The 12,342-nt window shown below is 71.9% G+C and carries 9 protein-coding genes; 7 read left to right on the top strand and 2 right to left on the bottom strand.

What is annotated here, in order from left to right:
* The first annotated feature begins 18 nt into the window (after nucleotides 1-18).
* The 6 genes from ACQP1P_RS23760 to araA are packed head-to-tail and all read left to right on the top strand — an operon-like array spanning nucleotide 19 to nucleotide 7,309.
* Nucleotides 19-1,524 carry a sugar ABC transporter ATP-binding protein gene (locus tag ACQP1P_RS23760; protein ID WP_433089575.1) on the top strand — a complete coding sequence of 502 codons (1,506 nt, stop codon included), beginning with the start codon at nucleotides 19-21 and terminating at the stop codon, nucleotides 1,522-1,524.
* A complete protein-coding gene (locus tag ACQP1P_RS23765; protein ID WP_433089577.1) occupies nucleotides 1,521-2,558 on the top strand; it encodes an ABC transporter permease in 1,038 nt (345 codons plus the stop codon). Before ACQP1P_RS23760 ends, ACQP1P_RS23765 begins: the two co-directional genes overlap by 4 nt.
* On the top strand, nucleotides 2,555-3,559 hold the full coding sequence (yjfF, locus tag ACQP1P_RS23770) for a galactofuranose ABC transporter, permease protein YjfF (RefSeq protein WP_433089579.1): 1,005 nt from the start codon (nucleotides 2,555-2,557) through the stop codon (nucleotides 3,557-3,559). The genes ACQP1P_RS23765 and yjfF overlap by 4 nt, the downstream gene beginning before the upstream one ends.
* A complete protein-coding gene (locus ACQP1P_RS23775) occupies nucleotides 3,556-5,169 on the top strand; it encodes a ribulokinase (RefSeq protein ID WP_433089581.1) in 1,614 nt (537 codons plus the stop codon). Before yjfF ends, ACQP1P_RS23775 begins: the two co-directional genes overlap by 4 nt.
* Nucleotides 5,166-5,831 (top strand): L-ribulose-5-phosphate 4-epimerase, encoded by a 666-nt coding sequence (locus tag ACQP1P_RS23780; protein WP_433089583.1) that lies wholly within the window; start codon nucleotides 5,166-5,168, stop codon nucleotides 5,829-5,831. The genes ACQP1P_RS23775 and ACQP1P_RS23780 overlap by 4 nt, the downstream gene beginning before the upstream one ends.
* Entirely contained in the window at nucleotides 5,828-7,309 is a 1,482-nt protein-coding gene (gene araA, locus ACQP1P_RS23785) for an L-arabinose isomerase (protein ID WP_433089585.1), read from the top strand. The genes ACQP1P_RS23780 and araA overlap by 4 nt, the downstream gene beginning before the upstream one ends.
* Before the next feature lie 349 nt (nucleotides 7,310-7,658).
* On the opposite strand, the gene ACQP1P_RS23790 is transcribed toward araA, so the two are convergent.
* Nucleotides 7,659-8,189 carry a hypothetical protein gene (locus ACQP1P_RS23790; RefSeq protein WP_433089587.1) on the bottom strand — a complete coding sequence of 177 codons (531 nt, stop codon included), beginning with the start codon at nucleotides 8,187-8,189 and terminating at the stop codon, nucleotides 7,659-7,661.
* An 838-nt stretch (nucleotides 8,190-9,027) separates the two neighbouring features.
* Nucleotides 9,028-11,388 carry a hypothetical protein gene (locus ACQP1P_RS23795; protein WP_433089589.1) on the bottom strand — a complete coding sequence of 787 codons (2,361 nt, stop codon included), beginning with the start codon at nucleotides 11,386-11,388 and terminating at the stop codon, nucleotides 9,028-9,030.
* A 50-nt stretch (nucleotides 11,389-11,438) separates the two neighbouring features.
* On the opposite strand from ACQP1P_RS23795, the gene ACQP1P_RS23800 reads away from it, so the two are divergent.
* Nucleotides 11,439-11,825 (top strand): VOC family protein, encoded by a 387-nt coding sequence (locus ACQP1P_RS23800; protein ID WP_433089591.1) that lies wholly within the window; start codon nucleotides 11,439-11,441, stop codon nucleotides 11,823-11,825.
* Nucleotides 11,826-12,342: the final 517 nt, after the last annotated feature.

Consider the following 12,342-nt stretch of genomic DNA (forward strand, 5'->3'; position numbering starts at 1 on the left):
AAGAGCGCTGACTGAACCATGCTGACCATGACCGGCATCACCAAGCAGTTCCCGGGTGTCATGGCCCTGCAGGACGTGGACTTCCGCCTGTTGCCAGGCGAGGTCCACGCCCTCATGGGCGAGAACGGCGCCGGGAAGTCCACCCTGATCAAGGTGCTCACGGGGGTCTACAGCAACGACGCGGGCGAGATCGTCCTCGACGGCACCCCGGTGAGCTTCACCGGGCCGCTGCAGGCCACCCAGGCCGGCATCAGCACGGTCTACCAGGAGGTCAACCTCTGCCCCAACCTCTCGGTCGCCGAGAACATCTTCATCGGCCGGGAGCCCCGCACCTTCGGCCACATCCGCTGGCGCGAGATGCGCAAGCGGGCGGCCGACCTGCTGCACCGCCTCGAGCTCGACATCGACGTCTCGGCGCCGCTGTCCGAGTACTCGATCGCGGTGCAGCAGATGGTCGCCATCGCCCGCGCCATCGACGTCGAGGCCAAGGTCCTCGTGCTGGACGAGCCCACCTCCAGCCTCGACGCCGGCGAGGTCAACCAGCTGTTCCGCGTCATGCGCCAGCTCAAGGCCCAGGGCATGGCGATCGTGTTCGTGTCGCACTTCCTCGACCAGGTCTACGAGATCTGCGACCGGATGACGATTCTGCGCAACGGGCGGCTGGTCGGCGAGCACGTCGTGGCCGACCTGCCCCAGATCGAGCTCGTCAGCCTCATGATCGGCAAGGATCTGGCCATCCTCGAGCGCCTCGAGGACCAGCCCAAGCGCCGGCTCGACAACGCCGAGCCGGTCGTCGCGGCCGAGAACCTGGGCCGGGCCGGGGCCATCGCGCCCTTCAGCCTGACCATCCACAAGGGAGAGGTCGTCGGGCTCGCCGGGCTGCTCGGCTCCGGGCGCACCGAGGCCGCCCGGCTGTTCTTCGGCGCCGACCGGGCCGACAGCGGCACGCTCACCATCGACGGCAAGCCGGTCGCCATGCACGGGCCGCGCACCGCCATGCAGCACGACATCGCGTTCTGCTCCGAGAACCGGCGCACCGAGGGCCTGGTCGAGGAGCTGTCCGTCCGCGAGAACATCGTCCTGGCCCTGCAGGCCGCGCGCGGCTGGTCCCGCCCGCTGTCCAGGCAGCGCAAGGACGAGCTCGTGGACAAGTACGTCAAGGCCCTCGACATCCGCCCGGCCAACCCCGACCTGCCTGTGCGGAACCTCAGCGGCGGCAACCAGCAGAAGGTGCTGCTGGCCCGCTGGCTCATCACCGAACCGCGGCTGCTCATCCTCGACGAGCCCACCCGCGGCATCGACGTCGGCGCCAAGACCGAGATCCAGCGCCTGGTCACCGAGCTCTCCGACGGGGGCATGGCGGTGCTGTTCATCTCGGCCGAGCTCGAGGAGGTGCTCCGCCTGAGCCACAAGATCGCGGTCCTGCGCGACCGGAAGGTGGTGGCGGAGCTGCCCAACACCGACGACGTCGACACCGACCGCCTGATGGCCGCCATCGCCGAAGGAGGGGGTGGTACCGCATGAAGCGCTTCATCTGGCCGCTCGCCGTGCTCGTCGTGCTGCTCGTCACGAACGTCATCCACACGCACACGTTCTTCAACGTCGAGCTGCGGGGCGGGCACCTGTACGGCAGCCTCATCGACATCCTGCGCTCCTCCGCCCCGCTGGCCCTGGTCGCGCTCGGCATGACCCTCGTCATCGCCACCGGCGGCATCGACCTGTCCGTGGGCGCCGTCGTGGCCATCGCCGGCGCCATCGCGTGCCTGCGCATCAGCGACCTCGGCGACCAGGGCAGCGTCGCGGGAGTGCTCGGCGCCGTCGGCATCGCGATCGCGCTCGCGCTGGTGCTCGGGGTGTGGAACGGGTTCCTGGTCGCGACCGTCGGCATCCAGCCGATCATCGCCACCCTGATCCTCATGGTCGCCGGGCGCGGCCTCGCCCAGCTCATCACCGACGGGCAGATCATCACCGTCAACAGCGGGCCGTACAAGATGATCGGCGCCGGCTACTGGCTCGCCCTGCCGCTGTGCGTGCTCATCGCCGCCGCGGTCATCGCCCTGGCCGCCGTGCTCGTGCGCCGCTCCGCGCTCGGCATGCTGCTGGAGGCGGTCGGCGGCAACGCCGAGGCGTCCCGGCTGGCGGGCATCAAGTCGCGCTGGCTGATCCTCGGCGTCTACGTCTTCGCCGCGGTCTGCGCCGCCGTCGCCGGGCTGATGATCAGCTCCAACGTGTCCAGCGCCGACGGCAACAACGCCGGCCTGCTCATCGAGCTCGACGCCATCCTCGCCGTGGTCATCGGCGGCACGTCGCTGTCCGGCGGCCGGTTCTCCATCGCCGGCACGGTCCTCGGCGCCGTCATCATCAAGACCCTCGACATCACCATCTACACCATCGGCGTGCCGCCCGAGGTGACGCTGCTGTTCAAGGCGATCGTCGTCATCGTGCTGTGCCTGGCGCAGTCGCCGAAGTTCCGCACCGTGTTCAAGGCCGGGTCCCGGCGCCGCCGTTCGGTCCCGGTCGCGGCACGGGCCGACGAGAAGGTGCAGGTGCGCGCATGACCACTGTGGACACCCCCGGACGCTCGATCGGCCGGGTCGCGGGCAACTGGCTGCGCAAACCGGTGATGGCGACGGCGATCCTGCTGTGCGTCATGTACGGCGCGGGCGTGGTGCGCTACGAGGGCTTCGACGACACCCAGATCGTGCTGAACGTCTTCATCGACAACGCGTTCCTGCTCGTGGTCGCGGTCGGCATGACGTTCGTGATCCTCACCGGCGGGATCGACCTGTCCGTCGGCGCGGTCGTCGCCCTCACCACGATGATCGCCGCGTCGCTGCTGGAGAAGGGCGTCAACCCCGGCCTCGTGATCCTGGTCGTGCTCGCCGTCGGCGGCACCATCGGCCTCGGCATGGGCGCGATCATCCACTTCTTCGACATCCAGCCGTTCATCGCGACCCTGGCCGGCATGTTCCTGGCCCGCGGCACCTGCTACGTGATCAGCACCGACTCGATCCCGATCACGAACGAGTGGTGGAACACCGTCGCCTCGGACAAGCTGCGCTTCGGCGGGTTCCACATCGGCTGGAGCGTCGTGGTCTCCGCGCTGGTCGTCGCGGTCGCCGCCTACGTGCTGGCCTACACCCGCTTCGGGCGCAACGTCTACGCCCTCGGCGGCAACCAGCAGTCGGCGCTGCTCATGGGCCTGCCCGTCGGGCGCACCCGGATCGGCGTCTACACCATCAGCGGGCTGTGCTCCGCCCTCGGCGGGGTGCTGCTCACCTTCTACACCCCGTCCGGCTACGGCCTCAACGCGCTGGGCATGGAGCTCGACGCGATCGCGGCGGTCGTCATCGGCGGCACGGTGCTCACCGGCGGCTCCGGCTTCGTGCTCGGCACGGTGCTCGGCGTCGGCGTCCTCGGACTCATCCAGACCATCATCACGTTCCAGGGCACCCTCAGCTCCTGGTGGACCAAGATCGTCATCGGCGCGCTGCTGTTCGTCTTCATCGTGCTGCAGCGGACGGTGACCAGGAAACAGAGCGCGCGGAGAACCAGATGACCCAATACGTAGTCGGCGTCGACTTCGGCACCCTGTCCGGACGCGCCCTCGTGGTCCGGGCGGACGACGGGGCCGAGGTCGCCACGGCCGTCCACGAGTACCGGCACGGCGCCGTGGAGCGCACGCTGCCGGCGACCGGGGACCCCCTCCCTCCACATTGGGCACTGCAGATGCCGTCGGACTGGGTCGACGTGCTGCGCACCGCCGTACCGCAGGCGGTCGCCGCGGCCGGCATCGACCCCGGCGACGTCGTCGGCATCGCGACCGACTTCACCGCGTGCACCTTCCTGCCCACGCTCGCCGACGGCACGCCGCTGTGCGAGCTGCTGCCGGCCGAGCGCCACGCCTACCCCAAGCTGTGGAAGCACCACGCGGCGCAGGGCCAGGCCGACCGCATCAACGCGCTCGCCCACGAGCGCGGCGAGCCGTGGATCGGCCGGTACGGCGGCAAGCTCTCCTCGGAGTGGCAGCTGGCCAAGGCGCTGCAGACGCTGGAGGAGGCGCCGGAGGTCTACGCGCGCGCCGAGCGCTTCATCGAGGCCACGGACTGGATCGTCTGGCAGCTCGCCGGGGTCGAGACGCGCAACGCGGGCCTGGCCGGGTACAAGGGCGTCCTGCAGGACGGCGCCTACCCGTCGAAGGCGTTCCTCGAGGCGCTGCACCCCGGCTTCGGCGACTGGGTGTCCAAGGTGGACGGTCCGCTCGCCCCGATCGGCGGGCGGGCCGGCTCGCTCACCGAGCAGGCCGCGGCCTGGACCGGGCTGCCGGCCGGGATCGCGGTCGCCGTGGGCAACGTCGACGCCCACGTGACGGCGCCGGCCGCCAAGGCCGTCGAGCCCGGCCAGCTCGTCGCCATCATGGGCACCTCGACCTGCCACGTGATGAGCGGCGCGGAGCTCGCCGACGTGCCCGGCATGTGCGGCGTCGTGCGGGACGGCATCATCCCCGGCCTGTGGGGCTACGAGGCCGGCCAGTCCGGCGTCGGCGACATTTTCGGGTGGTACGTCGAGACGCTCCTCGGTGGCGCCTGCACCCACGAGCAGCTCACCGACCGCGCCGCCGCCCAGCGCCCCGGCGAGCACGGGCTCGTGGCCCTCGACTGGCACAACGGCAACCGCTCGGTCCTCGTCGACCACGGCCTCTCCGGGGTCATCGTCGGCCAGACGCTGCACACCCGGCCCGAGGACGTCTACCGGGCGCTGGTCGAGGCCACCGCCTTCGGCACGCGCACGATCGTCATGGCGCTGGACGCGGCCGGGGTCCCGGTGACCGAGTTCATCGCCGCCGGCGGGCTGCTCAAGAACCGTTTTCTCATGCAGGTGTACTCCGACGTGCTGCGCCGGCCGATCTCCGTCATCGGCTCCGAGCAGGGCCCGGCGCTCGGCTCCGCCATGCACGCCGCCGTCGCCGCGGGCGTCTACCCGGACATCCGGGCCGCGGCCGAGGCGATGGGCAAGGTCGAGCGGGACGTGTACGTGCCCGACGAGGCCGCCGCCGACGTCTACGACCGGCTCTACGCCGAGTACCTGGCCCTGCACGACTACTTCGGAAGGGGAACCAACGACGTGCTGCACCGGCTGCGGACGCTGCGGGAAGAGGTCGCCCGGTGAGCACCGTCGACGCGCTGCGGGCGGAGGTGTGCGCCCTGCACGCCGAGCTCACCCGCTGGGGCCTGGTCACGTGGACCGCGGGCAACGTCTCGGCCCGCGTGCCGGGGGAGGACCTGCTCGTCATCAAGCCCTCCGGCGTCTCCTACGACGAGCTGACCCCGGCCACCATGGTCGTGTGTGACCTCAAGGGCAAGCTGGTCGACGGCGAGCACTCGCCGTCGTCGGACACCGAGGCGCACGCCTACGTCTACCGCAACATGCCCGAGGTCGGGGGCGTGGTGCACACCCACAGCCCCTACGCGACCGCCTGGGCCGCCCGGGGCGAGCCGATCCCGTGCTCCATCACCGCGATGGGCGACGAGTTCGGCGGCGACATCCCGGTCGGGCCGTTCGCGCTCATCGGCTCCGACGCCATCGGCCGCGGCATCGTCGAGACGCTGCAGGGGCACCGCTCGCCGGCGGTCCTGATGCGCCAGCACGGGCCGTTCACCATCGGCAAGACCGCCAAGGCCGCCGTCAAGGCGGCCGTCATGTGCGAGGACGTCGCCCGCACCATGCACTTCGCCCGGCAGCTCGGGGAGGTCGACCGGCTGCCCGCGGAGGCCGTGGACTCCCTGTACGACCGCTACCAGAACGTATACGGCCAGAAAGGCGCACGATGACGCACGAGATTTGGTTCCTCACCGGCAGCCAGGGACTCTACGGACCGGAGACCCTGCAGCAGGTGGCGTCACAGTCGCGCCAGATCGCCGCGGCCCTCGACGAGTCGCCGGCCATCGGCCCGCGGGTGGTGTGGAAGCCGGTGCTGACCTCGGCCGGCGACATCCTGCGGGTGTGCCTGGAGGCCGGCACCGACCCGAACGTGGTCGGCGTCGTCGCGTGGATGCACACGTTCTCCCCGGCGAAGATGTGGATCGCCGGCCTCGACGCGCTGCGCACCCCGCTGCTGCACCTGCACACGCAGGCCAACGTCGCGCTGCCCTGGGCCGAGATCGACATGGACTTCATGAACCTCAACCAGGCCGCGCACGGCGACCGCGAGTTCGGGTACATCCAGTCCCGCCTCGGCGTCGCCCGCAAGACCGTGGCCGGGCACGTGTCCGACCCGCGCGTGGCCCAGCGCATCGGGGCCTGGGCTCGCGCCGCGACCGGCTACGCCGAGATGCGCTCGCTCAAGCTCGTCCGCTTCGGCGACAACATGCGCGACGTGGCCGTGACCGAGGGCGACAAGGTCGAGGCCCAGCTGCGCTTCGGCGTCTCCGTGAACACCTACGGCGTCAACGAGCTCGTCGCGGCGGTCGACGCCACCCTGGACGCCGACGTGGACCGGCTCGTGAAGGAGTACGCCGACACCTACCGCGTCGCCGCCGCCCTGCTCGGCGACCGCGCGGACGCGCTGCGCTACGCCGCCCGCATCGAGCTCGGCCTCCGCGCGTTCCTCGAGGCCGGCGGGTACAAGGCCTTCACGACGAACTTCGAGGACCTCGGCGGCCTGCGGCAGCTGCCGGGCCTGGCCGTGCAGCGCCTCATGGCCGACGGCTACGGCTTCGGCGGCGAGGGCGACTGGAAGACCTCCGTGCTCGTGCGCACCCTCAAGGCGATGGCCCCCGGCGGCGGGACGTCGTTCATGGAGGACTACACGTACGACCTCACGCCCGGCAACGAGGTCATCCTCGGCGCGCACATGCTCGAGGTGTGCCCGTCGATCGCCGCGGACACCCCGTCGTGCGAGATCCACCCGCTCGGCATCGGCGGCCGCGAGGACCCGGTCCGCCTGGTCTTCGACGCCGCCGCCGGCCCCGCGGTCGTGCTCGGCCTCGCCGACCTGGGCGAACGGTTCCGCCTGGTGGCCAACGAGATCGAGGTCGTCCCGCCGTCGGCGCCGCTGCCGAAGCTGCCGGTCGCCCGCGCGGTGTGGAAGCCGGCTCCCGACCTGGCGACGTCGGCGGAGTCGTGGCTGACGGCGGGCGGCCCGCACCACACCGTGCTGTCGCAGGCGGTCGGGGTGGAGGAGCTGCACGACCTCGCGGAGATGGTCGGCACGGAGCTGCTGGTGATCGACGGGGACACGACGCCGCGGCAGTTCGCCAAGGAGGTCCGGTGGAACGCGGCGTACTACCGGTTGGCTCGCGGCTTCTGATCGGCCGTTTCCCCACTTCGTCCTCGGGTCCGGCCTGACGGGTGGCGGCTGGTTACCGGCTGGGCGTCACCGCGTGAGGCCGGCCGCGTACCAGGTGGCAGGGCATTCTTCTACGGCCCGGCGGCCTTCTACGGCTCGGCGGGCCTATGTGGCCCGGCGGCCTTCTACGGCCCGGCGGGCCTCTGCGGCTCGGCGGCCTCCTACGGCCGGCGGGCCTATGCTGCTCAGCGGCTTTATGCGGCTCGGCGGCCCTATGCGGCTCGGCGGCGCCTCCGGTCGTCGGGCCCCGTTCGGCGGGCGGGTGCGTCGACCTCCTCGGCGTCCGCAGTCGACGGGGCCCTCCGGCGGGCTAACCGTGAGTGCGGCGCATCGCCTGCCGGGCCGCGTTCACGTGCCGTGCCTTCGCGGTCACCACATGCTGGCGGCGGGGCGTGCCCTTGATCCGCACCCCGTCGTACGTCACGAAGAACGACGACGCGACGACGAGCACGAGCGGGGCACCGATCGTGCCCAGGAACAGCAGCCAGCCCGGCGGCCCCTCCAAACTCGACGGCACGGACTCGTCACGGACGGGCGCATTGACGAAATACACCAACGTGGCCGTGAACGCGGCGAGCGCCGCGACCGCGACGGCCGCCGCGAGCGCCCGGACCAGCATGCGCCGCCCAACGCTGGCGACGGTGAGGGGCAGCTTCTCGCCGCATGCCCCGCACTTCTGCTCGGCCTCGACGCTGCCACGGGGCGGCCGGCGCACCTTGATCGGAAAGGCGTGGAAGCGGGTCAGTTTGTAGCGGCCCCGGACGAGGTTGCCGCCGTACTCCCGGTCGACGACGTGCACGAGCGCCGAGCGCTGCGGAAAACCGGGCTTCTGCCCTGACATGCTGCCGAATCGTACCCGGGAGTGGCTGGTGGGCGATACAGGACAGCGGGCCGGAGCGCGCCGTGTCCCTGAGTGGGGCGCACACCGGGCAGCCCGGCGGAACTGATCCCCACTGAACCACAACACGCCGCGACTCCCGCGAACCGTCCGCATTCGCCGTGGCCGAGGGTGGTCGACGGCGTACGCAACGTTCTCGACACCGCCTGCCGAAGAACGATTGCCGGTTCTCGTGGCCATCGTTCCTCGGTGGTCGACATTCCGCGACGGCCAACGTTCGGCGATGGCTGACATTCGGCGACGGCCGACATTCCGCGACGGCCAACGTTCCGCGGCGGCTGACGTTCGGCGATGGCTGATGTTCCGCGGCGGCTGATGTTCCGCGACGGCGCCACCTGTCATGCGACGTTCCGCGGCGGCGCCGTCCGTCACGGCCACTGTTCCGCCACGACCGCAATCTGCCGCAGACGGCCGCCGCCCGCCACCGTCGGTCGCCAAGCGTTGCCCGTAGTCACCGCGCCACTGTCGGTTGGCACCGGTTGCCCCGCGGCTACCGCGCCACTGTCGGTTGCCACCCGTTGCCCCGCGGCTACCGCGCCTTCGTCGGCCCTGACCCGTTGCCACAGCCCCCGGGCCCCGACCCGTTGCCGCAGCCCCCGGGCCCCGACCCGTTGCCGCAGCCCCGGTGTCCGCAGCCGCCCGTCGTGGCCGCTACTAGCCCCGGCCGCCACGGACAGGAGCCGACGCCCGAATTACCGTCGGGTGATTGCAGGTAATCGGTAATCCAGTAATTCGCCAATCCAGCCGCCGACATGCGACCAGCGAGAGCACCGGCCCGCGGCTACTCCTCACCCATCTCGGCGACCTCGGTGATCCAGGTGCGGGCCGCGGTCGGCAGCTGCGACGCGCCCTTCGCGTACGTGGCGATACCCGTCATCAGCCCCGGCCACAGCGACCCCCGCCACCGCCCGCCGAACGGCTGCAGCAGCACCAGCCGGCGGCCGTTCCACCAGCCGTGCGTCTCAGTGCCGGCAGCGCCACGGACAGTCACGTGCGTGTCGGGGAAGTCGCGCAGGAGGTCGAGCACGAGCAGCGTGGTACGCCGCGGGTCCTTCGACGTGTCCACCAGCACGCCGCCCGCGTCGGAGCGCTGAACGGTACCGACCGACTCCGGAATCGCATCGACCGCGTCATCGAACGCAGAGCGCACGAGCAGCTCCCCAGCGTCGGCGGCGATGCCCTCCGCGCTGAACTCCGTGCCGAGGACGTCGCCCGCCAGCCCGGCGGCGTAGCGCGCGACGAGCTCGGCCGGCGGGTCGGAGTCGAGCCGCACCTGCGCGCGCAACTCCTCGAATCCGCCGAGCGGTGACAGCAGGTGACCGTGATGTACCGCTGCGATGCCCACCGTCGCGAGCGCCGCCTGCTCGCCGGCGAACGCCTCGTCGTCGGCGGCGATGAGCGAGTCCAGGCCGGCCGCCACGAGCGGCGTCCAGTCCTGCGGCGCGGGCCACAGCCCGGCCGCGGCGAGCACGAGCACGATGCGGAACGCGGCCAGCCGTGGCGGCAACGGCCAGCCCGCGGCGGCCCCGCCGAGCCGCAGCACCTGCTGTCGCAGGCGCTCGATCTGCCCGGAGTCCATGCCCATCACGGCAAGCGCGAGCTCGTCGGCGGCGTCCACGGCCGCCCGTCCGAACGCGAAGTCGAGCAGCGCGGGGCCGACGATGGCACGCAGCCGCTCCTCCTCGGCGGCGCGGCGCTCGGCCGCGGGCACGCCGTGGCGCGGGGTGCGGCCGGACGCGAGCTGCGCGACCGCGGCGAAGAGCGCCTCGAGGTCCGCGGCGTCACCGAACACGTTCGCCAGATCCCGCATCTCCAGCGGCGACGGGTGCGTGTAGCGGGTCACGGCCACGGCGACGTCGCTGACCACGGCGGTCCCGAGCGGCGTGCCGTCCGCGGCGCGGACCTGCGCCGACCGGCCCGCGAGCCGCGCGCCCTCCGCCACGTACGTGTGCAGCCGCCCCTCGGCCCCTGTCCACGGCAGTTTCACCGACGTCTCACCGACCGTGACCACGAGCCCGTCGGGCGCCGTCGAGCCGGCCGCGACCAGGCTCGCCTCGACCCGATCGGCGTGCACACGCAGCGCGAGCATCCGGGCCGCGGTGGCCGGGACCGGTTCGGGCGTGCGCACGGCGAGTGACGCATCACCGAGAGCGACATCGCGCGCCGCCCGCTCGTCCAGCAGCGACTCGGTCACCTCCAGCAGCAGCGCGAGCTCGCAGTTGCCGCCCGGGTCGGCCGCCGTCACCAGCAGCGACTCCGGCGTGCACGCCAGGCCGCCGGTGACGAGCACGCCGGTGTCGCCGGTCCACCACTCGACAACCCCGGCGCCGCGGTACCGCCCGTCCGTCGCCGTCTGCAGCAGCACCTCGCCGGTCTCGTCGAAGCCGCCGACCTCGTCGAGCGCGGCGGTCAGCCCCGCCGTGTCGCACCGCACGCCGGACGGCACCAGCAGGCGCACCTGCAACGCGCGCACCGCGCGGGCGATCTCGCCGAACGCGCGCCCGGCCGGGTCGAACGCGTTCGTCGCGATGCCGAGCCGGTCCGCGCCCGCCGCGAACGGCAGCTGCTCGACGATCGGCACCTGGTCGTTGGCGAGCAGCAGCGGCTCGTCGGCCTCGGCGGCGTGCGGCCGGGCGGTGAGCAGCGCCGCGACCGCCTCGAGGCGCTCCACCCCGACGGGCTCGATCCACAGCAGGCCGGGCAGGCGCCGCAGCCAGTCCGCGAGATCCGTGATCAGCGTCGGTACCGTCGCGCCGTCCGCCACCAGATGCGTCCACACCTCCGCATCGCGCCCCCAGCCGCCGGGCGTGGCGTCGCCGGAGCCGATCGACACGGTGGCCGCGCTCGGTGACGCCGCGATGATGATCCGCGCACGGAATGTGCCCCCGGAGCGGCACACCACGGGGACGGGCAGCACCTCGCGTACCGCCGCCACTCCGTCACCCACCGTGGCCCCCGCGCGCGCGTCGAACAGCACGGTGGTCCGGGCGCCGGCCGCTCGCGCCTGCCGCAGGCAGGCCTCGGCGAAGTCGAGATCCGCCGAACTGGTCAGCACGAGCACTTCCTCGGCGCCGCTCAGCAGCGGCGCGGGCGTCTGCGGGCTGTCGGCCGAGGCCGTCCACGCCGGGCCAGCTGTCAGCAACCTTCGGCTCCCTTCGGCGGCAACACCGCTGTCACATATACCTTGACGCAATGACCGTCCGCATCAGGCACATCACGATCGACTGCGCCGACCCGTACCGCTTGTCCCTCTTCTGGAGCGCGGTCACCGGATATCAGGAAGCTCCGAACGATCCCAATCTGCCCACGCATGATCAGGCGCTCATCCTCGCCCCGGACGGCTCTGCCGGCCTGCTGTTCATTCGCGTCCCCGAGCCCAAGAGCGTCAAGAACCGCATCCACTTCGATGTGCAGCCGCTGGACGCGAGCCGCGACGAGGAGGTGGAGCGCGTGCTTGCCCTGGGCGCCTCTCAAGTCGACGATTTCAGACGTCCAGACGGTACCGGCTGGGTCACGGTCGCTGATCCTGAGGGCAACGAGTTCTGCATCGAGCGCTCCGCTGCCGAGCGCGCAGAGTAGCGCTTCAGCCACTCCTGGCTCACGTGCCCGTCGCCGCACCGTCAAGGCGCTCCTCGCTCACCGCGGGTGACCGGCGTGTCGCCCGAGACGGGAACCGCTCCTGGGCGGAGTGCCGCTTCGCTGTGGGCGCGATTCCGCTGCGGGAGCGGATCCCGTTGCGGGGGTGCGATCCCGCGCGCCGAACGAGTCCGATGCGCTCGGCCCCACCGGGAGCTCTGGGTGGCACGAAGGCGGCCGGCGCTCCGCACATGGCCAGCGGGCCGTGCGCACGTGTAGCCAGCGGCTTTCGCGGGGTGCGGCCGGCAGTGCGCGCGATGCCAACAGCGGCAGTGGTACCTCGGCCCGCACGCACCGGCTACGCGATGCCGGCTGTCAGCGACGCGCCGTGAGCTGCGCTGCGCAAAACGGCCGACGACGGCCGACGGTGCGAAGCCAGCTGAAAGTGCGCAGGACGTCACCGAAGGTTGCCGCGAAGTGGCCGAGGCGAATCCCGCGCACACGGTGACCACGTGGCCAC

The organism is Dactylosporangium sp. CA-052675, assembly GCF_050947935.1.
Lineage (GTDB): Bacteria > Actinomycetota > Actinomycetes > Mycobacteriales > Micromonosporaceae > Dactylosporangium.

Coding starts and splice junctions, on each gene's coding strand:
- ACQP1P_RS23790 (WP_433089587.1), bottom strand. CDS start 8,189: ATGTCAGGGCAGAAGCCCGGTTTTCCGCAGCGCTCGGCGCTCGTGCAC.
- ACQP1P_RS23765 (WP_433089577.1), top strand. CDS start 1,521: ATGAAGCGCTTCATCTGGCCGCTCGCCGTGCTCGTCGTGCTGCTCGTC.
- ACQP1P_RS23775 (WP_433089581.1), top strand. CDS start 3,556: ATGACCCAATACGTAGTCGGCGTCGACTTCGGCACCCTGTCCGGACGC.
- ACQP1P_RS23760 (WP_433089575.1), top strand. CDS start 19: ATGCTGACCATGACCGGCATCACCAAGCAGTTCCCGGGTGTCATGGCC.
- araA (WP_433089585.1), top strand. CDS start 5,828: ATGACGCACGAGATTTGGTTCCTCACCGGCAGCCAGGGACTCTACGGA.
- yjfF (WP_433089579.1), top strand. CDS start 2,555: ATGACCACTGTGGACACCCCCGGACGCTCGATCGGCCGGGTCGCGGGC.
- ACQP1P_RS23800 (WP_433089591.1), top strand. CDS start 11,439: ATGACCGTCCGCATCAGGCACATCACGATCGACTGCGCCGACCCGTAC.